The sequence below is a fragment of the Nannocystis punicea genome, assembly GCF_026965555.1.
Taxonomy (GTDB): Bacteria; Myxococcota_A; Polyangia; order Nannocystales; family Nannocystaceae; genus Nannocystis; species Nannocystis punicea.
In genome coordinates this window covers 8,757,939-8,781,128 of sequence record NZ_CP114040.1, presented here as the reverse complement: position 1 = coordinate 8,781,128, position 23,190 = coordinate 8,757,939, and the positions used below count along the sequence as shown (strand labels likewise).

The 23,190-nt window shown below is 68.9% G+C and carries 16 protein-coding genes; 11 read left to right on the top strand and 5 right to left on the bottom strand.

The annotated features are described in order from the left end of the window. Positions 1-660: 660 nt before the first annotated feature. The 5 genes from O0S08_RS33565 (at position 661) to O0S08_RS33545 (ending at position 8,755) form a co-directional block, all read left to right on the top strand. Positions 661-2,346 carry a hypothetical protein gene (locus O0S08_RS33565; RefSeq protein ID WP_269033506.1) on the top strand — a complete coding sequence of 562 codons (1,686 nt, stop codon included), beginning with the start codon at positions 661-663 and terminating at the stop codon, positions 2,344-2,346. Positions 2,347-2,490: 144 nt separating this feature from the next. Then, positions 2,491-4,347, top strand: a complete 1,857-nt coding sequence (locus O0S08_RS33560) for a hypothetical protein (RefSeq protein WP_269033505.1) — start codon at positions 2,491-2,493, stop codon at positions 4,345-4,347. A 24-nt stretch (positions 4,348-4,371) separates the two neighbouring features. Further along, positions 4,372-6,795 carry an SAM-dependent methyltransferase gene (locus tag O0S08_RS33555; protein WP_269033504.1) on the top strand — a complete coding sequence of 808 codons (2,424 nt, stop codon included), beginning with the start codon at positions 4,372-4,374 and terminating at the stop codon, positions 6,793-6,795. A 5-nt stretch (positions 6,796-6,800) separates the two neighbouring features. Beyond that, complete coding sequence (locus O0S08_RS33550) at positions 6,801-7,589, top strand: phytanoyl-CoA dioxygenase family protein (protein ID WP_269033503.1); 789 nt, start codon at positions 6,801-6,803, stop codon at positions 7,587-7,589. Between the two features lie 32 nt (positions 7,590-7,621). Continuing rightward, positions 7,622-8,755 carry a hypothetical protein gene (locus O0S08_RS33545; protein WP_269033502.1) on the top strand — a complete coding sequence of 378 codons (1,134 nt, stop codon included), beginning with the start codon at positions 7,622-7,624 and terminating at the stop codon, positions 8,753-8,755. A 34-nt stretch (positions 8,756-8,789) separates the two neighbouring features. Here O0S08_RS33545 and O0S08_RS33540 read toward each other — a convergent pair whose 3' ends face one another. Further along, the gene (locus O0S08_RS33540; protein WP_269033501.1) at positions 8,790-9,899 is read right to left on the bottom strand and encodes a hypothetical protein; all 1,110 of its coding nucleotides are present in this window, start codon (positions 9,897-9,899) and stop codon (positions 8,790-8,792) included. 410 nt (positions 9,900-10,309) lie between these two features. On the opposite strand from O0S08_RS33540, the gene O0S08_RS33535 reads away from it, so the two are divergent. Further along, on the top strand, positions 10,310-11,200 hold the full coding sequence (locus O0S08_RS33535) for an MYXO-CTERM sorting domain-containing protein (RefSeq protein ID WP_269033500.1): 891 nt from the start codon (positions 10,310-10,312) through the stop codon (positions 11,198-11,200). Positions 11,201-11,231: 31 nt separating this feature from the next. Here the strand turns inward: O0S08_RS33535 and O0S08_RS33530 are convergent, their stop codons facing one another. From O0S08_RS33530 to O0S08_RS33515, 4 genes are all read right to left on the bottom strand, one after another. Continuing rightward, the gene (locus tag O0S08_RS33530; protein WP_269033499.1) at positions 11,232-11,987 is read right to left on the bottom strand and encodes a hypothetical protein; all 756 of its coding nucleotides are present in this window, start codon (positions 11,985-11,987) and stop codon (positions 11,232-11,234) included. Between the two features lie 95 nt (positions 11,988-12,082). Continuing rightward, on the bottom strand, positions 12,083-13,417 hold the full coding sequence (locus O0S08_RS33525) for a hypothetical protein (protein WP_269033498.1): 1,335 nt from the start codon (positions 13,415-13,417) through the stop codon (positions 12,083-12,085). Between the two features lie 278 nt (positions 13,418-13,695). Next, a complete protein-coding gene (locus tag O0S08_RS33520) occupies positions 13,696-14,382 on the bottom strand; it encodes a hypothetical protein (protein ID WP_269033497.1) in 687 nt (228 codons plus the stop codon). A gap of 421 nt (positions 14,383-14,803) precedes the next feature. Then, positions 14,804-16,627, bottom strand: a complete 1,824-nt coding sequence (locus tag O0S08_RS33515; protein WP_269033496.1) for an SBBP repeat-containing protein — start codon at positions 16,625-16,627, stop codon at positions 14,804-14,806. A gap of 847 nt (positions 16,628-17,474) precedes the next feature. Between O0S08_RS33515 and O0S08_RS33510 the strand changes: the two genes are divergently transcribed. The 5 genes from O0S08_RS33510 to O0S08_RS33490 all read left to right on the top strand — a co-directional run bounded on the left by O0S08_RS33510 (position 17,475) and on the right by O0S08_RS33490 (position 23,161). Next, positions 17,475-18,584: a hypothetical protein gene (locus O0S08_RS33510; protein WP_269033495.1), complete on the top strand. Its 1,110-nt coding sequence runs from the start codon at positions 17,475-17,477 to the stop codon at positions 18,582-18,584. Positions 18,585-18,928: 344 nt separating this feature from the next. Then, positions 18,929-19,528 carry a hypothetical protein gene (locus O0S08_RS33505; protein ID WP_269033494.1) on the top strand — a complete coding sequence of 200 codons (600 nt, stop codon included), beginning with the start codon at positions 18,929-18,931 and terminating at the stop codon, positions 19,526-19,528. A gap of 86 nt (positions 19,529-19,614) precedes the next feature. Beyond that, positions 19,615-20,511, top strand: a complete 897-nt coding sequence (locus O0S08_RS33500) for a hypothetical protein (RefSeq protein ID WP_269033493.1) — start codon at positions 19,615-19,617, stop codon at positions 20,509-20,511. A gap of 79 nt (positions 20,512-20,590) precedes the next feature. After that, positions 20,591-22,066, top strand: a complete 1,476-nt coding sequence (locus tag O0S08_RS33495) for a hypothetical protein (RefSeq protein WP_269033492.1) — start codon at positions 20,591-20,593, stop codon at positions 22,064-22,066. Positions 22,067-22,195: 129 nt separating this feature from the next. Beyond that, positions 22,196-23,161 (top strand): hypothetical protein, encoded by a 966-nt coding sequence (locus tag O0S08_RS33490; protein ID WP_269033491.1) that lies wholly within the window; start codon positions 22,196-22,198, stop codon positions 23,159-23,161. Positions 23,162-23,190: the final 29 nt, after the last annotated feature.

Genomic DNA, 23,190 nt, shown 5'->3' with positions numbered 1-23,190 from the left:
TGGCGATATCGCTCACCGGTGACCGTCCTCTGGCTCCGGCGGCGCAGGGGCGGAGATGAACATCATGACATCCCTCCGAACCTCTATAGACGGTGCGCAGGTCGAAGTCGCCGGGCTCCCGGCGCAGCGCGAGCGCCTGCGAGCGAATACGACCAACTGCGATCCTTCCCGTCGGCGCCGATCAGCGAACGGTGTCCCATGATTCGTCGGCTCGCCGCCGCGTTCGACTGCGGTGAGGCGAGCCGCCAAAGCATCGAGCCGCACGATGTTTCACGCGAGGAGCTCGGCGAGGACGAGCCTATGTGCAACCGAAATGTGGTTGGGGGTATCGTGCCGCTCGGGGATCGATCGCAATGGCCTTCGCTACCACCGGAGACGTCGAAGAATACGGTGTTATGAATGACGGTCCGAGTTGACGGTAAAACGGGTCGGTGATATGAACCATTTCTAGAGGGATACGACGACCGAAGTGGGGCGGCGCTCGTTCGCGCGCTCGAGCGAGTCCTGAAGGGGAACCGTGGCGACGGCCCCGAAAGGTCGATGGCTCGATTCACCCGAGCTTCGGCTCGGAGAGTCTTCATATTCTCAATGGGATCGAGAACGGCGTGCACCGGCGCTGGCGGGGCCGGGCCTGATTTTTTCGCAACCGAGGAAGCGACAATGGCCATCAATACCGACTGCAAGATCACGAACTCATCGGGCAAGAGCGTCGTCGTGCTCAACGCCTTCAACTCCTCGACCAACGTCGCGCAGAACTCGACGAAGCAGGGCTATCTGCAGGAGCTGAAGGCGCTGACCGGCCAATCCGGCGCCACCGTGTTGGCCGACGGTGCGACCGACACCATCACGCTGAACGAGACCTACGTCGACAAGAACGGGGCCACCAAACCCTCTTACATCTACGACCTGATGTTCTCGCAGACCGACTCGCTGTTCCCGGTGATGGTCGTCGGGCAGTCGCTGGACTTCGACTCGCTCAGCTACCCGCCGATCACCGTCACGAAGGCCGCGGCGGACAACATGGCCAAGGCCTACGCGTTCTGCCAGAACATCATGACGTCGCCCACGTCGAAGATGGCGGTGGCGTTCCAGGCGGCCATGTCCGACGCGCTGCGGCTCAAGACGGTGGCGGACATCGACAAGGCCATCGCCGATTTCTTCAACCAGTACGACACCTTCAAGGGGCTCGATTTCCCCAGCTACGTGGCGGTGAGCACCTGGCTGCGCGGGTTCGCCTACATCTGGGGCATGGCCGACAGCGCCAAGCTCGGACAGACCTACTACGTGTACTCCGCGCCGGAGGCGGGCAAGAAGGGCGCCACGTCGGAAGGCACGATCGTCTTCGCGCAGAAGGCCAATCCGCCGTCGCCCGCCGATCCGACCGACCGTCAGAGCGGGATGACGATCACCCTCAACCCGTCGGACGGCAGCGCCAGCACGCTGACCTTCGTGGACGGGCAGGTCATCGACAGCGAAGGCGGGGCCGTCGCGCTCAATTGTTCGTACGGCTTCAAGGGGACCTTCACCGGGAAGCAGACGGAGACCACTGCGTGGGTGGTCCTGACCGGCAAGATCCTCAACAAGTCGGTGATTGCGATCCCGCTGGCCCCGGACTCGGACAACGAGTCGGGTTGGTCGAAGTTCTGGTCGGGCCTCACGTTCCAGAAGGTCCTGACCTACTTCCTGGAGGCGATGGGCGTGTGGATGGCGCTCGACTTCCTGAAGCAGAAGCTGGTGGGCAAGACGAAGAAGCTCAATGACGACCAGGCCAACGAGAACGACGGGAAGGAGCCCGACGCGCAGCAGGAGAACGACGCGGACGAGGCGAGCAGCGAGGTCGGCGACTCCGTCGCCTCCGAGAATCAGGCGCGCATCGACTCGGTCGACCTCAGCGGCGAGGTCAAGATGCCGGAGAGCGACGCCGAGTTCAGCCAGTCGGTGAGTGACGCCCGAGTGGTGAGCAGCGACGCCCTCAACGGGGTTGCGGGAGACAACATCGACGGCGGCCTCGACAGCGCCAAGGCGCAGCTCGACACGCTCGCCGAGATCGAAAACACTCCGGAGATCGAGAGCGCCATGGGCGATCTGGTGGACGCGAAGCAGAAACTCAACGCGGGCGATCTCGATGGCGCCAACCAGGGCCTCGACAGCGTCAACAAACAAATCCCCGACATCACCGAAAACATGGGCGACGCGGTCTCCGCCGAGACCAAGGCAGAGATCGCGGACGCGGTCGAGGTGCAGGAAGAGGCCTCGGAGGTCGCGGACGAGAGCAGCGACAACGCCGACGACGCCGAGAGCGGCACGGAGGAGCCCTTCGAGGACGGCGTGGTCCCCGAAGTGTGAGCGTCAGGCCTGTCAAGAACACTGACCGCAGGCGGCGGAGGTCTCGCGGGAGCCGCCGCCGCTGCAGAACCGCCCGCGAAATTCAACCGCCCGCTCGTCGCGCCGAATCGAGCGGCTCGAACCATTGCCTACGCCGGAGCACCCATGACTGCAGACAAGACCCCTTCCGCCGGTCCTGGACGGCTCCCCGCGCGCGCAGGCGACGCGGCCGCCACCTATCCGATCCAGGTCACCAGCACGGTGGGCGAGGCGCTCAATGTCTATACGACGATGAGCCAGGCGCCGACGAATCCGCCCTCGTCGGACCCCGCCGATTACGTGCCGACCTACACCCTGCTGGGCACCGTCCCGGCCAATGGTGTGGGTAACTTCACGACGGACGAGCCGATCGCGCGGGTGGTGGTGACGCGGCAGGCCAACGAGCAGCCGGTCAAGGTCAGCGTGGCGGACGCGCTGACGCCGGGCTCCGGGTCGATCAGCGTGGCCCCGGCCGATCTGACGGTGGCCCAGGCCGGTTGGACCTTCTACCAGAACTTTTCGAGCCAGCCGTTCTCGCCGGTGGCGCTCGAGTTCAGCGCGCTGGTGGAGAATACCCCGGTCGCGGGCCTGGTCGACGCGGCGGCGGCGTTCTTCTCCCAGAACGACGCGTCGGGGGTGACCATGGGGTTGTTCACGGCGATCGGCTACTGGGCTTCCAACCAGCTCTACGCCTTTCCCGGGACCTACTACTGCTATGAGCCGCCGCCTGCCAGCTCGATGGGCTTCATCTTGCCGAAGACCCAGGTGGGCACGCTGACCATCGCCGACGGCAAGGCCACCTACGTGGCTGTCTCGGGCGATTCGACGGACCTGACGTTCGCCAACAACAAGCTGACGGGCCCCGGCGCGACGGCGAGCAACGGCGTGGTGTTGAACGCGATCATCCGCGATCTCACCTGGGAAGGGCAGCCCGACATCATCACCTGGGGCTTCGTCGGCACCCTGGACGGGCAGCAATTCATCGCCCAGTCCTACGAGGAGCCGCAGCTGCCCTGGTATTCGGTCCTTTACGACCTCGCCTACGGCGCGTTCTTCACGATCCAGGTGGTCATGGCCGTCGACGCCGCGATCCATCTGCTCACCTCCATCCCCGGCGGCCTGAAATGGCTGGCCGATAACGTCGGCAAGCTGGCCGACAAGGTGCGCGGCGCGCTGAACAGCGCGGGTGACAGCGCAGCCCCCGATACCGCGGTGGGGGACGCAGCCGACCCGATCAACGTCGACATCGACATCGACGTCGACGTCGACGTCGACGTCGACGTCGACATCGACATCGACGTGGACGTCGAGGTGGACGTGGATGTCGACGTGGACGTCGACTTCATCGCCGTGGTCGACGTGGACGTGGATGTCGACGTGGACATCGACATCGACGTGGTGACGGAAAACGACATCGACATCGACATCGACATCGACATCGACACCGACGTCGACGTGCAGCCGGGCGCGATCTCGAAGCTCCTGAACTCGGTGGGCAACTGGATCATGACCAAGGCGCTGCCGTTCTTGATCGAGGGCGTGACGATCTACGTGGCGTTCCAGTCGGTGGGGGCGCTCCTCGAGGCCTGGAAGCAGAAGGACGAGGAGGCCTTCGAGAACCTCCAGCCGCGACAGACGACGGGCCTCGGTCTGCTGGTCAATTACATGCTCAACGACGGGATCCCGGTGGCGACCCGCTGGACGACCTTCAGTCAATACGTCCAGGAGGTGAACGGCGACTCGATGACCCTTCAGGTCGCTCTGGCGTCGATCGTCCAGACCAAGAACAGCCAGGCGGACACCGAGATGAACAACTGGCGCTGGTCGGACGACGACAAGGCCGCGGTGGTGGCGCAGATGGCCCCGAACACCGGCGCGAACGCCTACCTCGCGTTCCAGACGCTCGCCAACGCCACCTTCCAGGGCCAGCCCCTGCCGGTGAAGGTCGGCGTCACGGTGGCGATGGCTTATCTGAAGGCGTGAGCGCCACCATAGCGAGGGAATGTCATGACCGCACGCCGCCCGCAGCCGCCATCCCATGCTTACCCGGACCCCGAGGCTCATCGTCGCCGCTGGCGCCAGCTGGCGCGGGAGATCGCCGCCCGAGCGGCGACGGTCTCGGACGACGCGCAGACCCTCGCGCCTCCGGAGCGACCCGGCGTGCTCGAGATCCTGGGCTCGGGGATCGAGGCGGTGGGCTTCACGCGGGCGGACGAGTCGCGCATTCGTGCGGCCGACCACGTGTTCTACTGCGTCGCCGATCCTGCGACCAAGGTGTGGTTATTGACGGAGCGTCCCGACGCCTACGACCTCTACGTGCTCTACGACGACGCCAAGCGCCGCTATCTCACGTACATGCAGATGGCCGAGGCGATGCTGCATCCGGTTCGTCAGGGCAAGCGCGTGGTGGCGGTGTTTTACGGCCACCCCGGCATCTTCGTGCTGGCGACCCACCGGGCGCTCCAGATCGCGCGGAGGGAGGGCCATCGGGCCGAGATGCGGCCGGCGGTCAGCGCATTGGACACTCTGTGCGCCGATCTCGGCGTCGACCCGAGCCAGCCGGGGATGCAGATGTACGAGGCCACGGACATGTTGATCCGCGGCCGCCGGCCGGATGTCGGGCTGCATCTGGTGCTGTGGCAGGTCGGCCTGATCGGCGAGCTCGGCTATCGCCGGCAGGGCTATCTCAACAGCAACTTCTCCGTGTTGCTCGACTACCTCGAGGCGCTCTACGGGCCCGAGCACCCGGTGGTGAACTACGTGGGTTCGCGCTACCCCGGCGTCGATCCGGTCATCGACCGCTTGACGATCGCGGCCCTGCGCGACCCGGCGACCCAGAACTGGGTCACGGGGATCTCGACCTTCTATCTGCCGCCCAGGCAGGCGGCGCCGGCGGATCCAGCCATGCTCGCGCGTCTCGGCCTGCTCCGGCCCGGGCAATCGACGCGGGAGACGACCGAGGCGCTGCGGGTGATCGATCGGTACGGCCCGCGTGAGCGGCGTGCGTTCCGTGACTTCGCGACGTTCGACGTCCCGCAGAGCTATCAATGGCAGCCGGACACGCCGGCGGCGCGATTCGTCCTCGACCTGTGCGAGAACGAGGCCTTGCGCGAGCGCTACCGGGCCGATCCGGCAGGCACGCTGGCGGCCTGGGACGGGGGATTGTCGGTCCGCGAGCGCGACCTCCTGATCAAGCGCGATCCCGGCGGGATCCAGCTGGCGGCGAAGGGCATGCGCTCGACGGGCGAGTCGGAGAACCGGCGGATCCTGGAGACCCTGCTGAATCGCAAGACCTGCACCGCGAGCCTGCTGGCGGCCATGAAGCGGGCGCCTGCCGGGCAGGCCCACGCCGCGGCCGAGGCGTGGAGCCGCGGCGAGGGCATGGCGGCCGACTGGCGGGCGATGGCGGGCGACCTGCAATCGCTGCTCCGCCGCAGCCTGGCCGCCTGGACAGGTCTGTATTTGATCGGTGAGGCCGAGACGTCGCTGTCGATCCACGGGCGCGTCGGCGCCGCGGTGACTCGCGTCGATCTCGACGGTCGCAGGCTCGCGGGGATTCGCTTCGACAAGGGCGTGCTCAGCTGGACCGCGGAGGCGGGCAACCCCTGCTCCGGCTATCTCCAGCCCGATCTGACGCCGCGGGGCAAGCGGCGGTGGGTCGGCCTGGTGTGGCCGGCGAACGCGACGCCGGGGTCCGGGCACAAGGTGGTCGCGCTCGAGCATGTGCCCCGGCCGCGCCTGCCCGCCAGCGCCCTCGTGGGTGATTATGCCGGCAGGGACGAGACGGGCGAGTTCTGCACTGTCTCCATTGTGCCGACGTCGGCGGGCGCCCTCGTCGTCGAGGTGGACGGGGGGGCGACCGAAAGGCCCCTCACGATCGCCTCCGATCATTTCCGCGTCGGGGACATGGTGGTCCCGCTGTCGGCGCGGGTCCAGCAGGCCTGGCTCGCGCCGTACTTTCACGGCGCGTGTCGCCTCCTCGTGCAGCAGGGGGCCCAGGCCGAGCTCGTGACGATGAACATCGGCGCCGAGGAGCTGGTGATCGCCGGGCAGAGGGTCGTGGCGCGCGCTGAAGGGCTCGACTTGTCGTGGACCGGCGGTCCGGCGTCGCTGGCCGAGGGTCGCGTCACTCTCGCGCTCGATCCGGTCACCCTGCGTCCGCTGATCCACGGCAATGCCACGTCGAAGCGCGGCGTCCCGGCGGCGCTGCGCGGCATGGGGGTGATGGACGAAGCCGCCGCTCGCGTGCTGCTCGCGGGCTCGCCCCGGCTCGGCCTGCCCGGATGGGCGTGGCGCCACCTCGTCACCATCATGGTCGGAGCGAACGCCAAGGGCGGGCTCTTCCTGTGGGAGGGCTACGAACGCGCTTCGACCAACCTGGCCCGCGTGCGGCAGGTGCTGACTCGCCTGCACGGCGACGACACGGATTGACGATCATGGTGATGGCAGCCCAGGCTCTGGCCGACGTCGACCGCTCCCAGCTCGCGCGCGAGGCCGGGGCGCTGCCGCAGCGGACCCACGTCCTGCTGTCGTACGATACGGCCCGGTTCCCGTTCGCGGCGGTGATCGGTCGAGATGTCTATAAAGTGAAGCGCCTCGAGCGGCTGCACGAGTATGTGCAGCAGCAACGGGAACGTGAGGGACGGCCCCCCAGGCTGAGCACGAAGGACAACGTGCGGATCTGCGAGATGATGGCGCGCCAGCCCGAGGACGCCGATTTCTGGCGGCTCTATCACGGTTTCATGCTGCGCGTCCTGGCGCCGCTGGTCGGGCGAGGTATCTCCTACACCAGCCATCCCAAGCTGCGGATCCACCTGCCCGGGACGGGCAGCGTGAGCTCGTTTCACCACGACATCTGCGTGACGAAGCGACCCGACCAGGTCAACTTCTGGCTCCCGTTCGTCGATGTCGACGGCGGCGCCACCATCTGGCTGGAGAGCGATTACGGCAGGGCAGACTTCGCGCCCGTGCCCGTGCGCTACGGTCAGGTGCTGATCTTCGACGGCGGGTACCTGGGCCACGGTTCGGTCGACAACACGTCGGAGGTGACGCGGGTCAGCCTCGACATGCGCTTCTCCTACAAGAAGGCGACCACACGCGCGGATGGTGTGTCGCTGATGAACCGGATCATCCAGGTGATCGACGCGAAGACCCGGGCGGCCGCGCCCTGCGTCCCTGCGGCGCTCCCTGACAGGGAAACGTTGAACGACGAGGAGGTTCTATGACGCAGCCATGGTCGCTCCAGGAGGCTCAATCGGTGGCCGAGACGATCGCCCGATTCGGCAAGAGCATGCCCAAATCGATCTCGGTCGTGCACTACGGACCGGACGGCGCGCAGGTCGCCCTCACCGGCAAGGCGACCTACGCGGAGGTCTCCGACACGGGTGCCAAGGTGCAATACAAGTCGTCGCTGGCCGGCGGGGCGCCGCACGCCCAGAGCGAGGTCGTCGTCGACGCGCAGGGGCGGGTGCAGACGTCGACGACCAAGCTGCTGAACACCGACGGATCGCTGCGAAAGCAGGTGAGCGGGGATTATGGCGGGCTGGTGCTCAACGCCGCCGGTTGGCCTGCTTCGGGCACGGCCAAGCTCTCGATCGCCGACCCTCAGGGCAAGCCCACGGACGAGGCCGCCCTGGAGTACGCGCAGGAGCTGTTCAGCACGTACACCATGACGAGCGCGGGGCCGCCGGGTTCGGCCAGCCGGTTCGAGATCGACTTCTCGAAGGCGAAGCTCGTGGGCACGCGCCTGATGGGTGGCGAGCTCGGCATCTCGTACTATTCGTCCGGCTCGACGCTCACGACCGCGTCACGCTCGATCTTGACGGCGCAGGGCGTGCCGAGCGAATTGCGGTCGACCAACTACGCGGCCGACGGGACCACGGTGAAGGAGACCGTCCACTCCGACTACGGCGGCGTCGCGTTCGACCCCCGCGGCGCGATCGAGGACGGCGCGCTGATGATCAAGGTCTATTCGCCGCAAGGGAAGGAGAAGAGCGCGTCGGTGTTTCGCTTCCGCGACGGCCTGCTGGTCTCTCGCGCCAAGCTCAAGCCGGGCGAGGTGATTCAACCGGTGCTCGCCGCGGCCCCGAAGTCGGTGCCGGGGCCGTGGTCGCCGAACCGACCTGCAGACAAGGTGAGCGATACGACCCGACCGGACGGGACCCTGATCGAGCGGCGGCAGGACTGGCAGGTGCCGGGGGCCAGCAATCCGACCCCGCAACGCTCCGTCATCACGGGATATTCGACCGACGGCACCACGGTCATTCGCATCATCGACATCGACTTCCGGGCGGCCCAGTTCGGCCCCTCGGGGCAACCCGTGGGCGGTACCGTCATTTCGACGAAGTTCGAGGCCGGGATCCGCGCGAGCACCACGAACATCAGCTATTGAGGCGACGCCCTGGACTGCCCCGAGTGGGCGGCGGCTATGCGGGCAGCAGGAGCACTGCGTCGGGGCCGAGCCAGCGCTGGAGCGCCTGGGCCTCGGCCGGGGCGAGGCTGCGGGCGCACAGGCCGGCCACGACCTCGTCGGCGGGCGTCGCGCTCGGGAGCGATGCGGCGGTGAGGCGGGCGACGAGCGCGTCGGTCTCCGAGTCGCCGCGCCGTTGCCAGTACCACACGAACGCGCGCCCGGCCCCGTGCGCCAGGTAGCTCTCGACGGTGCCGAGGGCCCGCGGTTCGGCGCTCGTATGGATGAACCATAGGCGGGCGTCGGCGGGCGACGCCTCGAGCTCGTGGCGAAGGAAGGTGCTGCCTTCCGCCTGGAGCTCGTCGAACTTGGCGTCGTAGCTTTCGTCTTCGGCGCACCAGCGGAGCGCGTCGAAGCCGACGAAGTTGATCCGGCCGCCGTTGTGGCCCAGGTCGCTGCCGGCCTCGTCGCGCTCGCCCTTGAAGACCCAGCGGAAGTGCAAGGAGCCGAGCTCGGCCGCGAGGGCCAGGGCGTGGGCGGGGAGCCGGGGCGCCAGGGCGGCCAGGGTGGCCGGGGAGGCGGGGCGATCGGCGGTGGCGTGGAGGACGCGGATATCCGGGCGCTCGGCGAACGCGCGGCACCAGCAGCGGAGCAGCTGCGCGATCGTCAGGCCGTACCTGTCGAGCTGCGCGGCGCGGATCGCCTCGCTCGCGCGCATGATGTCGTCCGGCTCGGGGTTCAGCGTCTGTACGCGCGGCGGCGGCGGGATCTCCTTGTCGAAGGGCAGCGGACCGCGGACTCCCAGGGCGGCAAGCAACCTGTCGGGCAGCTCGCCGGCGGCTCGCAGCGCGAGGAGCACCGGCACCTCGGTCATCGTCCGCACGCCCAGCGGACGCGCCCGCTCGAGCTCCGCCTCGGCGTTCGCGCCGTGGATCAGGAGGTTGGTCTTCCGCGACAGGTGGGTCTCGATCCGGCTGCCGATCATGCGGAGCTGCTCCTTGAGCAGGCCGCACGGCAGCACGTCGAAGTCGCCGGCGACGTAGACCCGCTTGCCCACAAAGGCGGCGAGCCCTTCGTCGGGAGGGGAGTCGATGGATGTCGGCTTGGGGGGGACCTGGGTGGACACGCGCGGGGAGTACCACGAAACGGGAGCGGCGTCGCGGCGCCGCGGGCTGGCAGCGCGCCTCCTGCCCCGCTCGAGTTCGGTTCGCTGCTGGTAGGACCTCTGGAGAAGTGTCGGTAGAGCCTCGCGCCGAAGCCTCCATTCGTCTGCAAGAGCCCGTCAGAACTATCATCATTGCGCCCTTGCCGCCGCATCGGGGCCGTGGAGAACGCCGTTATCGCTGATGTCTACATAATCGCACTCCGGGATTCTCCGCGGGTGATTTGCCCGGTCGGATTTACCGATCATGATTCGAGGGTCGGTGCGAGCGTGGATCATCCTACGATGATTCGGCGGTCGGCTGCGGCGATTCACGGACCTGATCCGTGGCTGCGCCGAAGGCCGCGACGCGGGCGCACCTGGGAGGAATTACCATGACCAAGTCCACGATCCAGTCCACCCGACTCATCGGTGCCTCGCTGGCGCTGCTCGCCCTGGTCGCGCTGCCCAGGACGGCGCACGCCGATCTCGAGGCGTGCGGGGGGGTCTTCCTGTTCGCGGAGGCGCAATGCAAGTTCGTCCCGACCGAGGAGTGCACGACGAGCTGCGAGCCGGTGGCGGTGGAGACCGCGTGCGCGTCGCGGCTCTACACCGAGTGCGAGGGGGAGTGCACCGCGTCGTTCGAGGTCGAGTGCGTGGGCGGCTGCGAGACCAGCTGCAACACCGACTGCGAGGCCGAGGCCGGCACGGAGGATCCGCCCAACGCGATGGGCAAGTGCATGTCGGCCTGCCAGCAGGACTGCAACGACAAGTGCGCCGGCGCCGAGCACGTCGGCGAGTGCCGTTCGGCCTGCGCGCACACCTGCGGCGAGAGCTGCGAGCCGCGCTGCGGGGAGCTCGACGACGAGGTCGCCTGCGACACCGAGTGCTCGGCGGTGTGCGAGGGCTCGTGCGAGGCGTCGGCGCGCAGCGAGTGCCAGATCTCCTGCCAGTCGGCGCGGTTCTCCGAGTGCAAGACCGAAGTCGTCCAGAGCTGCACGAAGAGCTGCGAGCAGACCGGCGGCGCGATCTTCTGCGACGGTCAGTTCCTGGCGGTGGAGGATCTGCAGGCCTGCGCCGATGAGCTGCAGGCCGAGCTCGGCATCGAGATCGACATCCACGTCGAGGCCGACGTCGAGTGCAAGGGCAACAAGTGCGAGGCGGAGGCCGAGGGCGAGGGCCTGCTCAATTGCGCGATCGCTCCCGATGCGAGCCGAGGCGTCGGCGCGATGCTCCTCGCCCTCGGGATCGTCGGCCTGCACCTGCGGCGCCGTCGCCGTCGCTGACGGTCGCGCGCCGCGAGGACTTTGAACGGCGTCACCGGTCCGGCGGGAGCTCGGTGACGAAGCGGGCGACGAGCGTGCGCACGCCGTGCGGCGCGCCGAAGTCGATCACGAGCTTGCGCGCGTCGCCGTCGCCGACCTCCTGCAGCACCCGGCCGGCGCCGAACTTCGGGTGCTGGACCCGCCGCGCCACCGCGGCCGCGGCGGCGACCGGCCGCACGAGGCGGGGCACCAGCGCCGGCGCGGCGTCGGGCCGCGCGTGCGCGGGCACCGGCTCGTGCGCGTCGGGATCGACCAGATCGAAGTCGCAGAGCATGTCCCAGAGGCCGCCCATGGGCTCGTCGGCGATCCACCTGTCGAGCGGGCGCGGGACCGAGAGGGTGCGGTCCGCCCAGGTGGCGATCGCCGTCGAGGCCCACGCCCGCATCCGCCGCGGGAGGCAGTAGAAGGCGTCCTGGGTGCGCGCCACGGCCACCTGGTCGCGAGGACAGCCGCGCGACCAGGCCGCCTCGGTGTGCGCGGCGATCTGGCGCAGGGTCAGGTCGTAGTGGTCCTCGAGGTGCGGCACCTGGCAGGCGAGCACCGCGAGCAGGGCGTCGGACAGCTCCGCCTCGAGGTCGCGCTCGACCTGCGCGACGGCGTCGAGGTCGAGCTCGGGCGGCCCGGCCACGCGCAGGATCCACTCGTGGCGCGGGTCGACGTCGGCGAACAGTACGTGGAGCTGGCGGTACTCGGCGAGGGTGGCGAGCAACGCCTCGGGGGCGGCGATCGGGCCTTCGGTGCGGGTCACGGCCGTCGATGCTACCCGGTCGCGGAGCCGAGCGGCAGCCGCTCCCGGGAGGCTCCAGAGGCCCGAATTCGAGGGGCAGGGCGCAGAGCCGGGGCTCACTCGGACTGGGCCGCGAGGGCGAAGTCGTAGCGGGGGAACTCGTCGACCGGCGGGTCGATGTTGCACTCCTTGAGGCGGCGCACCGCGACGAGGTCGATGGCGTAGGGGACGTCGCCGGCGAGTACGGTGGTGGTCTCGCCCTCGAGCATCACGAGCTCCTGCTCGCCGCCGACGAGCACCGAGAGGCGAGACCGGGCGCCGAACAGGCACAGCAGGGTGGCGTCGACGACCCCGGTCTCGCCGACCTCGACGAACTCGCAATCGTCGAGCCGCTCGAAGCCGAACGGGCTGTACGCGGTCGGGTCGCCGAGCTCCGACATCAAGGCCTCGCCCTGGGTGACGGCGTAGAGGAGGGCGCCGCCGGAGCGCAGCGACAGCCAGGCGTGGCTGGTGTAGGGGTAGCCGGGGTCGAAGCCGGTGGCGAAGACGTCGAGCGTCGCCCCCATGGGCGGCAGGACCTGCGGCCGCGGCCCGCGCTCGATGCGGAGGACGAAGTCGCCGCCGGTCTGCGCGGTGAACTCGGGGCACTGGAGGGTCAGCTCGAGCGCAGAGTCGGCCTCGACCGCGCCGGCGAGGGTGCAGGGCTCGTCGACGTCGCCCTCGGGGAAGACCGCGAACATGCCCTCGTCGGGGTAGTTGTCGTTGACCTCGATGTCGCACGACAGCTCGGCGCTGCCGGTGGTCGGGGCGGTCGACGCGGAGTCGGTCGACGGGGAGTCGGTCGACGGGGACGGGTCGGTGGATTCTGTGTCGCCGCCCGGGGTCTTGCCCTCGCAGGCCAGCGTGAACGCGAGCAGACCAAGGAGACAGCGAGCATTCAAGTCAAGACAAGTCATGCGACGAAGGTGGCAGACGGCCGCATCGGGCGCAAGTGATTCACGGCGGTGCGGGCTCGCACGCCGGGCGGGTTGTTCCGCGGCCGGCGTTCGTCGTGGTTCCGCTGCACCAGCGACGAGGATGATCGTCGTCCCCGAGCGCAACGGCTCGGCCGCGCTGTCGCTGTCGCTGCCGGCCTGCGCGGGCTCGAGGTCGACGTCGAGCAGCCACACGGTGTCGCCGTCGCCCTTGACGAGGGTGGGGCGCGGGCGCAGCGGCGGGGCCTCTTCGAGCGCGAGCAGCTCGGTGGCCGGCATCACGGCGGCGGTGTCGAGTTGCAGGTGCCAGGCCTCGGCGACGGCGACGTCGGGGACGTGGCGGCGGCGCTGCAGGTCGGCGCCGTCGAGCAGCCAGACCTCGGGGCTGCCGTCGTCGGCGCGCGCGAGCGTCGGCGCCGCCGGGATGTCGATGCCGAGCTCGAACTCGTCGACCTGCGCGTCGGTCAGCGTGACCATGTCGGTGAAGGTCGAGAACTGCCAGTCGACCGGCGAACAATTGCTGTTCGTGGCGTTCGCCCGGAACGATTGGCAAAGGGGACGCCGCAGAGATGGACGTCTGACAACAGGTTTCACGCGTGTTGAGCTCCTACGACACCGCAGTGCTGCTCGCCGCCGACGTCTTCCGCCGTATCGCCCTCAGCGAGCATCCGACCGCGATGTCGCCGAGGCCCCGCGGGCGCCGCCAGACACAGTCCGTCGGACGCTTGCGAAGAAGGCGAGCCAGGCGAGCGCCGTCACGGGTCCCAGCCGCAGCACTCGTATTGTTTGTTGTAGATCATGTCACCCATCCCGCACACGCCGCTGGCAGGGCACTCGGCGCTCTGGACACCGCCCTCGAAGCAGGTGCACGTTTCGGTGTCGCACTTGAACTCGCGCGCCGGCGCGTCAGGGCACTCGAGGAGCAGCCCGCACTCGGTATCCGATTGGTACCCGGAATCGGTGCAAGGAAGGGGGTCAGGAGAGGTGCAAAGGACGAACTCCCACGTCTCGTTGCTGCACGGGCCATCCTCGAAGTGTCCATCCAGCTCCTCGCAGCTCATGGTGGCCGCGCAGACCAGATAGGCCTGGGTCTTGGCGGTGCACTGCTCGTCCAGACCGCTGCACCAGGAGAGGCACTCCGCGACGCCCGGCTGTTTTCCGCACGCGACCGCGTGCTCGCAATACGCCTCACATGCGGCCAAGAAGTCGGGATCGAGGCCGCCGGAGGTGGTGTCCATGGTCGTCTCGCTTTCCGTGGTCGGGCCGGTCGTCGGCAGGTCGCCGGTTGTCGAGGACGGGTCGCCGGTCGTCGTCGAAGATGTCTGGCTCGTCGAGGCCGCGTCCGTCGCGGCGGTGTCGGAGCCTCCGCCCGTATCGTCGTCGTCGCAGGCGCCAGTGAGGAAGAGGAGTGCAAGAGCGAAATTGTGAATCTTGGAGGACATGCAGGTTCCATTTCCGTGCGGCTTGGTGAACCGGGCGCCCGGGGGACGCCACTGCCGAGCCGCTCGGCGCCTGGAGTCGCCCGAACGCGCCGAAAAATTGCCCGATCCGGTTTCTCTTTTCGGAGGCGCGCGTGTGTTAGCGCCGGTCAGGATCCGCGTGAAACACCGCGCATTCTACGTCTGGCGCGAGAGACAGGTCCGGTGGAACCGGCGGCCCACAGGGGCGGCACGCCCGAGCGGATCACGGCTTACGCTGGCGCGCTCGACTCCGAACCGCTCGGCGAGCTGCTCGTAGGTATGCCTGTCTTGCGCACGTGCTTCGACGATACGGATCCGGATGTCGGTGGAGAGTGCTACGTGCATGCTTTTCCATGGCGTTCGCCGTGAACAGCGAGCGATCGTGATGGCGAGCGACAGCCGCTCATGGATCGAACACGACGACGAACCCGTCGCGGCCGCCCTGGTTGGCCTTGCTGCCGCCGCCGAGGTCGATGGCGCCGTTGGAGTTGCCGGTGACGGCGACCGAGCCCGCGGCGGAGCCGGCGATGGCGGTGCTGAACTGGTCCGCCTCGCCCCCGAGGCGCCTGCTCCACCCGTGCTGGCCCTTCGGGGTGAACTTGCCGACGAACACGTCGCGATCCTTGACGGCGATCAGCGGGGCGCCGCCGAGGTCGCACATGATGCGGAATTCGCCGGTGACGAGGATGTTGCCGGGGCCGTCGGTGGCGACGTCGTGGGCGATCGAATTATCGACGCACAGCTTTCTGCTCCACAGGTGCGCGCCGTCGCCGTCGAACTGGGCGAGGTAGCTGAGGCCCTTGGGCCCGTCGAGCACACCGCCGCCGAAGTCGACGGCGCCGCTGTTCGCGCCCGTGATCGTGACGCGTCCCTTGCCGTCGACCGTCACGCCGCGGCCGCTCTGGCTGCCGGCGTCGCCGAAGCGCTTGCCCCACACCGCGTTGCCGGCGGGATCGAGCTTGAACAGGAAGATGTCGTCGGAGCCGGCGGAGATCAGTGGGCCGCTGCCGGGGTCGATCGTGCCGTAGAACCAGCCGGTGACGTACGCATTGCCGGCCGCGTCGACGGCGATGCTGCGGCCGTACTGATAATCGGGGTCGCCGATGCTCAGGCTCCACACGTGCGCGCCGGTGGACGTCAGCCGGGCGACGAAGATGTCGTACAGGCCCTTCGAGGCCAGGTTCGGACCTTCGCCGAGGTCGAGCGTGGACCAGCCGAGGGAGTAGCCGAAGGTGCCGGTCAGCAAGATGTCGCCGTTGGCGGCGAGGGCCAGATCCGCCACCTCTGCGTGGTGGGCGGAATGGAACGACTTGCTCCACCCGTGCCCGCCGTCGCCGTTCAGCTTGACGAGGAAGAGGTCGTTGCTCAGCGACGGGTTTGTCAGCGCGCCGCCGCCGAAGTCGATCTCTCCCTGGAAGACGCCCGCCAGCACGATGTCGCCGGCAGGCGTGACCGCGAGCCCGTAGTCGGGCCCGCCCTGGAAACTCGCGTCGCCGTAGCGCTCGCTCCACAGCAGCGCGCCGGTGGGCGAGAACTTGGCGAGGAACACGTCATTGCCGGCGTTCTGCAGCGTGCCGCCGCCGAAGTCGATCGGGCCGTCGCCCCACACGGCGAGCACGAGGTTGCCGGCGGCGTCGAAGGCGACGCGCTGGCCCTCGTCGTTGCCGTTGTTGCCGAACGTCAGACCCCACTTGAAGGCGCCGTCGCCGAGGCACGGGTCGTCGCCGTCGCAGTCCTCGTCGCCCGGCTCGTCGCAGGTCTCGCGCGTCGGCACGACCTCGCCCTCGCACGGACCCCAGGTGCCGTCGCGGTCGCACGGCCGCTCGCCGGCGACGCACTTGCCGACGCCGTCGGTGCCATCCGGGCCGCTGTAGCAGGACTGGGTGTCGCCGGGGACGCACTCGCCGGGCATGCCCGCGGCGGTGGTGTCGTTCGTGGTGGTGTCGAGCGTCGTGCCGCTCGTGGTGTCATCGGTCGTGGTGTCGACGCTCGTCGTGCCGGTCGTGCCCCGAGTGGTCGAGGTCGGCTCTTGCATCGTCGTGTCGCCGCCCGTCGTGCTCCCCTCGGTCTCGGTGCTCGCGGTCGTCGTGCCGGTGCTGCCGGTCGGGTCGGTCGCGGTCGTCTCGCCGGGGGTTCCGGGGCAGGCAGCGAGCAACGCGGGGAGCAGGGCGCACGCGAGCGGTCGCGGCCCGGGAGAGCTCAAGCGAAGCAGGGTCATCGGGTTCATGACGCCGCCTTCAACCCGCGCCGGGGCGCGATGTCGCTAGGACAAAAAAGCGCCAGGATCGCTCAACCCGGCTCACGAGCCGGTCGCCAGCAGGCCGTCCGTGGTAGCCGCATTCTGCGCCTGGATTTGTTCGAGGCCGTCACCGACGACGGCTACGAGACGGCGCCACGCCCTCGACTTCGTGCGCGCCGGCACGCCCAAGGCCGCGACCGGCGACCCGGAGGGGTCGAGACCACCGACCCCTCATATTCGCTCCTTGTGCATGCCCCGAATCAGGGCCCATGATTCGCCGGACCGCGACACTGCGGTACCGTACAAGCTCAACCCGCTTGAGACTGCATCGAGTGATCGCCCTCGCTGCGGCGATTTGGGCCATCGCTTCGCTGGCGCGGATGCCGGTGCGCGGGGCGGGGCAGGGACGCCGATGCGATCCGCGAAGCCCTCGCGGCGCGGCGTCCGCCGCGAGCGTGATTGCTCGCGGGTCGTCCTTCATGGCAGGCTCGACTGCGCAAAAGACGCGTGGGACGGCGCCTCGCTGCGGCGGAAATTGCGCGCAGCGCCTGGAGGGAGGCCAGAGGATCTGGAGACAGTTGTGAGTTTGCGCTGGTTTTGTGCCCAGAATCTGACCCTGCATGCGAGGACTGCGAAGACTGGCGCGCGGGCCGCCGGCGCGGACAGGCCGCTGGGCCGGCGCCGTCGCGCTTGCCAAAGGTGGGATATGGCTGAAAGTGCATGTCCCTTAAAGCATATGAGCAATCTACGCGAGCGCGGTAGTGCGACGGCGTCGCGACCGCGGCGTTGACCGGCGGGCGGGCGGCGAGTGATTGTGTGGAGTGGAGGTGGTCTGATGAATCTCAGCAATCGGCAAAGCATCCGTCGCGCGGTCCTGGCGGTCCCGATGTGCGTGGGTCTTTTCAGCACAGGCTGCGGCGACGACGGCGGGCGCGATTCGGCGACGGTCGGCGCGACGCTCGGGGCGGTGACGACGGTGTCGCCCGGGACCTCGCCGGACCCGTCGTCGTCGTCGACGACCGCGGAGGCGCCAGAACCGGCGCCGACGACCTCGGAGGGCACGAGCACCGGCGCGGGCGACGAGACCGACGGGACCTCGGAGGCGCCGGCCGGCGGCGAGGGTCCGCCCGATTCGGGGCCGAAGTTCGACCTCGGCGATTCGCCGGACCCGGTCGACCCGGGGTCCCAGGACAAGCCGTGCGTCAAGATCGATCTGCTGTTCGTGGTCGACAATTCGAGCAGCATGAAGCAGGAGCAGGTCACTCTGGTGGCCAGCTTCCCCACCTTCGTCAGCGAGATCCAGCAGGAGCTGGCGGACGCGGAGAGCCTGCACATCGGCGTGGTCTCGACCGACGATTACGAACACAACGATCCGGCCTGCGCCGACACCCTCGGGGCCCTGGTGACGCAGACGAAGGGCGGCAAGGGCGCGAGCGATGCGGTGTGCGGGCCGTTCGCCAGCGGTCATCGATTCATGACCGAGGCCGACGACCTGACGACCACATTCACCTGCGCGGCCCAGGTCGGGATCGACGGCAGCGGCGACGAGATGCCGATCGACGCGGCGCTGGCGGCCCTCGGCCCCGATCTGGAGGCGCCGGGCGCGTGCAACGAGGAATTCATGCGCGAGGATGCGCTGCTCGTGCTGGTGATCATCACCGACGAGGAGGAGGAGGGCTCGGCCGGCGACCCACCGCAATGGTTCGAGGCGATCACGGCGCTCAAGGGCGGGGTCGAGACCAATGTGGTGGTGCTGTCACTCATCGGACCGGAGAATCCGTCGTGTATGGACGCGGCGGAGATCGGCGAGCGCTTGATCGAATTCACCGACATGTTCACCTACGGCAGCATCGGGGAGATCTGCGCCGAGAACTATCAAATGTTCTTCCACGAGGCGATCGCAGGCATCGCCCAGGCCTGTGACGGCTTCATGCCGCCGGGCTGAGACACGAGCGAGCGGGGGGTCGCGGGTCGGCTCGCGGTGACCCGGTGCGCGGGGCGAGATCCTCGCGCGTGCGTGGTCAGAGCCGGCGGCGGGTGATGCCGGCGGGCGCTCACCGCGGTGGCCGGCCGGCTCGGGTTCGACGAGGTCTTCGTGTGCCGGCCACGGGCTTGCTCTGCCCGACCTTCAGGGGTTGCTGAATCCGAGGAGCGGGAGCGCCTCGCCTGAGCTCGGTGTCGGCGTCAGGAGCGCCCTGCGCATCCGGCACAAACCCCTGGGACTCGGGGCGCGGCGCGGGTGGATCCGCTTGGAATCGCCGCGGGCGGGCCTGTCACAGCGAGCAGAACATGCCCTCGCTCACCAGGCCGATCCTCGCGCGCGCCGCGGCGTGCTCCTTGTTCTCCTTCATGGTGTGGGGTTGTCAGCCGGACGACGGCGTGGCCGACCCCGAGGCGGCGCGGAGGGCTTACCTCGGGCTCGACCGCGCCGTCGATCGCGCGATCGAGCTCGGCTTCGACGGGTTCAACGCGGCCTCGAGCGCCAACATCCCCGAGCAGATGGCGGCCGGCGAGCTGTCGGGCACGATGGTGGTCGGCGGCAAGGTCGATCAAGGCGCGTCCGACAACAAGGAGATGGACCTCCAGGTCACCCTCACCGACTACTCGGATGGGCCGGTCGAGGACATGTTCGACGTGGTCTACGACGGCGGGCCGGCGCTGCTGGACCTGAGCCTGCGCGACCTGCCCGACGGGACCGTCACGGGCAACTTCAGCGGCGAGTTCGCGATGACGGGGGAGCTCGCGGGGGCGGTCGCGCTCGACCTCGACATCACCGGCGAGACCGAGGAGGCCCCGGACGGGACGATCCGCCGCAAGGCCGGGACGATTCACGTGAGCGGGACCGCGAGTTCGGATTATGGGGTGTTCATGATCGACGTCGCGTTGTGAAGACGTTGGAATCGCCGCTCTGGAGCCTGTCGAATTCGCCGATGCGACGAAATGTCTTTGCGTACTGTTTGTCGGTATTTTGCGGGTTGATCGTCGGGTGTACCTCGGAGCCGGGCGCGAGCACGGGGACCGAGACCGAGACGGGCACCTCGACCCTCCCTGGGACGACGTCGACCGTCGGCGACACGACGACGACGTCCACGACCACCGGCACCAGCGAGCCGACGACCACCGGCGAGCCGGTCACGAGCACGGGGCCGACGGTCGGGACGACGGAGCCGCCGGAGACCACCACGACGTCGACGAGCACGACGACCGGCGGCGGGAGGCCGATGCCGGTCGAGTGTGGCGGCAAGATCTACGAGTGCGGCGACGCGATCGACAACGACGGCGACGGGGCGATCGACGGCGGCGACAAGGAGTGTACGAGCCCGTGCGACGACAGCGAGGGCTCGCTGCAGACCGACCTGCCGGGGCAGAACCTCGACTGCAAGAACGACTGCTACTGGGACGACGACAGCGGGGTCGGCAACGACAAGTGCGAGTACGACCTGCAGTGCGACCCGCAGAACCCCGGCGGGATGATCGGCTGCGAGTTCAAGCAGGAGTGCGAGCCCGACGTGCCGGCGCAGTGCCTCGAGGTCTGCACCGACCTGGTGCCGAACGGCTGCGACTGCTTCGGCTGCTGCCATGTGCAGACGCCGAACGGCGTCGTCGACATCTTCCTCGGCTCGACACCGGACTGTTCGCTGTCAAACCTCGAGGCGTGCGGTAAGTGCACCTTCCAGGACTCGTGCAACAACGTCTGCGAGCCGGAGAAGTGCGAGCTGTGCTTCGGCGAGGAGGAGCTGCCGGACGGGTGCGAGGAGCCGGGCTGCGACGAGGGCGACACTCCGTGCATGGTCGACATGGACGGCGTTTCGAATTGTCCGGAGGGCTTCTTTTGTTCGACCGGCTGCTGCCAGCCGATCGTGCCCGGCTGAGGCGGGCGGCGCGCGCGACTTCGCTGGGTCGGTGGATTGGCCTTGGAATCGCGCGGGCCCAGGTGGTCCAATCCGTACGATGCGAAACATTCTCGTCCTGACGTGCGGGTCGATGCTCACGATCGGTCTGGCGAGCTGCGCGGAGAAGCAGCTCGACGTGACCGAGCCCTCGGAGAAGGGCGGTCCTTGCGACCCGCTCATCGACCCGGCCACGGCCGACGGGCCGCACTGCGTCGAGGGGCTCGCGTGCGATCCGGTGGCCGGCGAGACTGACGTATGGGTCTGCGGCGAGCCGCTGCAGATCCACGGCATGGTGATCGATCTGCAGACCGAGGAGCCGATCGAAGGGGCGCTCGTCAACGGCCAGGACCGCACCGGCGCGCCGCTCGGCGAGGTCGCGGTGACCGACGCGATGGGTCATTACGAGCTGCAGGTCAGCGCGTTCCGCAAGCCCGACGGCGAGCTGGCGAGCGACGTCAATTACACGCTGCAGGCGTTCGCCCGCGACTACTTGCCGTTCCCGTCGGGGATCCGCGTGGCGCTGCCGATCCACGCGTCCGAGGCGGTGTACGACGAGGAGCTGAAGGTCAGCGTGCTCGAGAGTCCGCTGACCACGGTCGGCCTGGTGATGCTGCCGGAGGCGCTGCGCGGCGGGGTGACTGTGACGGGCACGATCGGCGGGATCGATCCGGGCGGGACCCTGGTGGTCGCGGAGGGCGTGAGCGGCGACGCGGTGGCCCAGTACGGGGTGGCCGATCGGACAGGTGCGTACACGATCTTCAACGTGCAGGCCGGCGAGGCGACGATCCGCGGCTACCGGCGCGGGCTCGAGGTGGCGGCGGCGGCGTCCACCGTGGCGGCGGAGGACCTCGAGGCGGTCGACCTCATGGCGGTCGCGGAGGGCGAGGAGGAGCTCGGGGCGGTGAGCGGGACGGTGCAGATCGTCAACGCGCCGGGCGGCAGCGTGACGAGCGTGGTGTTGGTCCCGGTCAGCGTGTTCAACGCGACGATCGAGCGGGGGCCGGTGCCGTTCGGCCTGCGCTCGCCCGACCCGGGGGCCGAGCCGGACGTGACGGGGACGTTCCGGATCCCCGGCGTCCCGGCGGGCACGTACAAGGTGCTGGCTGCGTTCGAGAACGATCGCCTGGTGCGCGATCCGGACTTCTCGATCGGCGGCACCGAATTGCAGGAGGTGACGGTCGCGGCCGGCGAGGCGGTGACGGTCGACGCGGGCTTCAAGATCACCGAAGCGCTCGCGGTCGTCGCGCCCGGGGCCGAGGAGCCGACGGCGACCTCCGCGACGCCGACCTTCGAGTTCGCCGACGACTCGAGCGAGAAGGGCTACATCGTCCGCCTGTTCGACGTGTTCGGCGAGCTGGTGTGGGAGAACACGATGGTGCCGGGCGTGTCGGGCGCGAAGACCGTGGGGGTGCCGTACGACGGGCCGCCGCTGACTTCGGGTCTCTATTATCAATTCCGGGCGATCTCGCTCGACGGCGGCGGGGTGCCGCTCTCGGCCACCGAGGACCTGCGCGGGGTGTTCGTGGTCGAATGATCTCAGGCCGACGAACGGCGGTCACGGCGGGCTCAGCCGTCGTGACGAGATTGTCATGAGTTGCTGGCGCCGGATCTCCGCGCGAAAATGGCGATTGCCTTTTCGCGGGGCCGGCGACAGCATCCGCATATGCGAAAGATTCACGTCCTCGGGATATGCGCGCTGCTGGCCTGCAACGGGCCGAGCAAGGGCGAGACGGAGACTCAGGTCGCCAGCGAGTCGGGCACGTCGGCGGAGAGCATGACGACGTCGGCGATGACGACCGCGGGACCGACGACCGGGACCGACGGCACCAGCAGCACCACGGTCGAGCCGACCACGGCCGGGCCGACGACGAGCACGAGCACGAGCACCAGCACCAGCACGACGACGACCTCGGAGTCGACGACCGAGCCGGTGACGTCCACGGAGACGACGACGACCACGACCGGCGGAGGGTCCTGCGTCCCGCTGCAGTGCGACGGGGGGATCTACGCCTGCGGCGATTGTATGGACAACGACGGCGACGGCCTGGTCGACCAGGCCGACCCGGAGTGCGTGTCGCCGTGCGACGACCGCGAGGACACGTTCGCCACCGGCCTGCCGGGCGACAACATGGACCCGTGCAAGCAGGACTGCTTCTTCGACGGCAACTCGGGCGGCGGCAACGGCGATTGCGCGTGGAACCTGAAGTGCGACCCGCTGAGCCCGGGCGGCGACAAGTGCCCGTACGACCCGAACTTCAAGAACTGCCCGATGGAGCAGCCGCAGCAGTGCATCGACGAGTGCCAGGTGCCGAACGGTTGCGATTGCTTCGGCTGCTGCACCGTGGTCGTCGACGGGATGACGTACGACATCTTCCTCGGCGACCAGGACTGCTCGCTGGCGCAGATCGACTCGTGCACGAAGTGCACCAAGAACCCCGACTGCGACGAGGAGTGCCACCCGGAGGAGTGCGAGGTGTGCTTCGGTGAGACCGAGCCGCCCCCGGGCTGCGACGATCCCTCCTGCGAGGGCGACGCCCAGCCGTGCGAGATCGACGACATGGGCCAGAGCGACTGCCCCGAGGGCTTCTACTGCAAGACGGGCTGCTGCCACGTGCTGGAGCCCGGCTGAGCCGAGGTTGGAAGCGCGGGAGTGGCGCC

Bases quoted from the DNA above. Each gene is read 5' to 3' on its own strand.
- O0S08_RS33565 (WP_269033506.1), top strand. From the start codon at position 661: ATGGCCATCAATACCGACTGCAAGATCACGAACTCATCGGGCAAGAGC.
- O0S08_RS33560 (WP_269033505.1), top strand. From the start codon at position 2,491: ATGACTGCAGACAAGACCCCTTCCGCCGGTCCTGGACGGCTCCCCGCG.
- O0S08_RS33555 (WP_269033504.1), top strand. From the start codon at position 4,372: ATGACCGCACGCCGCCCGCAGCCGCCATCCCATGCTTACCCGGACCCC.
- O0S08_RS33550 (WP_269033503.1), top strand. From the start codon at position 6,801: ATGGTGATGGCAGCCCAGGCTCTGGCCGACGTCGACCGCTCCCAGCTC.
- O0S08_RS33535 (WP_269033500.1), top strand. From the start codon at position 10,310: ATGACCAAGTCCACGATCCAGTCCACCCGACTCATCGGTGCCTCGCTG.
- O0S08_RS33525 (WP_269033498.1), bottom strand. From the start codon at position 13,417: ATGGTCACGCTGACCGACGCGCAGGTCGACGAGTTCGAGCTCGGCATC.
- O0S08_RS33520 (WP_269033497.1), bottom strand. From the start codon at position 14,382: ATGTCCTCCAAGATTCACAATTTCGCTCTTGCACTCCTCTTCCTCACT.
- O0S08_RS33515 (WP_269033496.1), bottom strand. From the start codon at position 16,627: ATGAACCCGATGACCCTGCTTCGCTTGAGCTCTCCCGGGCCGCGACCG.
- O0S08_RS33510 (WP_269033495.1), top strand. From the start codon at position 17,475: ATGAATCTCAGCAATCGGCAAAGCATCCGTCGCGCGGTCCTGGCGGTC.
- O0S08_RS33505 (WP_269033494.1), top strand. From the start codon at position 18,929: ATGCCCTCGCTCACCAGGCCGATCCTCGCGCGCGCCGCGGCGTGCTCC.
- O0S08_RS33495 (WP_269033492.1), top strand. From the start codon at position 20,591: ATGCGAAACATTCTCGTCCTGACGTGCGGGTCGATGCTCACGATCGGT.
- O0S08_RS33490 (WP_269033491.1), top strand. From the start codon at position 22,196: ATGCGAAAGATTCACGTCCTCGGGATATGCGCGCTGCTGGCCTGCAAC.